The organism is Candidatus Frankia nodulisporulans (genome assembly GCF_902806475.1).
GTDB classification, from domain to species: domain Bacteria; phylum Actinomycetota; class Actinomycetes; order Frankiales; family Frankiaceae; genus Frankia; species Frankia umida.
Genome location: NZ_CADCWS010000460.1, coordinates 1 through 1,552, shown reverse-complemented (window position 1 = coordinate 1,552; position 1,552 = coordinate 1). Strand labels below are relative to the sequence as shown.

The following is a 1,552-nucleotide window of genomic DNA, read 5'->3' as shown; positions in this document are numbered from 1 at the left end:
TAACCCCCTCGGCCTGAAGAAGGGCATCGAGGTCGCGGTCGAGCGCGTCTCCGAGGAGCTGTCCAAGCAGGCCAAGGAGGTGGAGACCAAGGAGCAGATCGCCTCCACCGCCTCCATCTCGGCCGGCGACCCCGCGATCGGCGGGCTCATCGCCGAGGCGCTGGACAAGGTCGGCAAGGAGGGTGTGGTCACCGTCGAGGAGAGCAACACCTTCGGTCTCGAGCTCGAGCTCACCGAGGGCATGCGCTTCGACAAGGGCTACATCTCGCCGTACTTCGTCACCGACGCCGACCGCCAGGAAGCCGTCCTCGACGACCCGTACATCCTGATCGTCAACAGCAAGATCGCGGCGGTCAAGGACGTTCTCCCGCTGCTGGAGAAGGTCATGCAGACCAGCAAGCCGCTGGTCATCATCTCCGAGGACGTCGAGGGCGAGGCCCTGGCCACCCTGGTCGTCAACAAGATCCGCGGCACCTTCAAGAGCGTCGCGGTCAAGGCTCCCGGCTTCGGCGACCGCCGCAAGGCGATCCTCGGTGACATCGCCATCCTCACCGGTGGCCAGGTCATCTCCGAGGACGTCGGCCTCAAGCTCGAGAGCACCTCGCTCGACCTGCTCGGCCGCGCGCGCAAGATCGTCGTCACCAAGGACGAGACCACCGTCGTCGAAGGTGCGGGCGACCCCGACCAGATCGCCGGCCGGGTCAGCCAGATCCGCAACGAGATCGAGAAGTCCGACTCGGACTACGACCGCGAGAAGCTCCAGGAGCGCCTCGCGAAGCTCGCCGGTGGCGTCGCCGTCATCAAGGTCGGCGCGGCCACCGAGGTCGAGCTCAAGGAGAAGAAGCACCGCATCGAAGACGCGGTCTCCAACGCCAAGGCCGCCGTCGAGGAGGGCATCGTCGCCGGTGGTGGCGTCGCGCTGCTCCAGGCGTCGATCACCGCCTTCGAGAAGCTCGACCTCTCCGGCGACGAGGCCACGGGCGCCAACATCGTCCGCCTCGCGCTCGAGGCCCCCATCAAGCAGATCGCCTTCAACAGCGGTCTCGAGGGTGGCGTCGTGGTCGACAAGGTCCGCAACCTGCCCACCGGCCACGGCCTCAACGCCGCCACCGGTGAGTACGTCGACCTGATCGCCACCGGCATCATCGACCCGGCCAAGGTCACCCGCTCGGCGCTGCAGAACGCCGCGTCGATCGCCGGCCTGTTCCTCACCACCGAGGCCGTCATCGCCGACAAGCCGGAGAAGAACCCGGCCCCCGCCGTCCCCGGCGGCGGCGGCGACATGGACTTCTGAGACTCCTCCAGTCTCAGGACGTCAGCTCGGCACCACCGGCCGTCCCGGCCACGTCAGGCCGGGCTCGGCCGGGTCGAGGTGGGGCGGCGCACCACCCGCACCGCGTCGACACAGCACGAATGGTAACGGCGAAAGGCGGCTCCGCTTCGACGCGGAGCCGCCTTTCGCCGTTTCTGTGGTGGTGCTCCCGAACCGCTTGATCGCAGCAACAATGCCAGAAAAGAGGCATTCATCACGCAGGTTCGACTGAACCTGGGG

2 protein-coding genes are annotated in these 1,552 nt (G+C 67.5%); one reads left to right on the top strand and one right to left on the bottom strand.

All coding sequences use genetic code 11. The features are described from left to right. A partial coding sequence (gene groL, locus G6R24_RS20790; protein ID WP_163550814.1) for a chaperonin GroEL occupies positions 1–1,294 on the top strand: 1,294 nt, incomplete at its 5' end. A gap of 21 nt (positions 1,295–1,315) precedes the next feature. On the opposite strand, the gene G6R24_RS23085 is transcribed toward groL, so the two are convergent. Next, the coding region (locus G6R24_RS23085) for a hypothetical protein (protein WP_217451663.1) at positions 1,316–1,552 on the bottom strand (237 nt) is incomplete at its 5' end.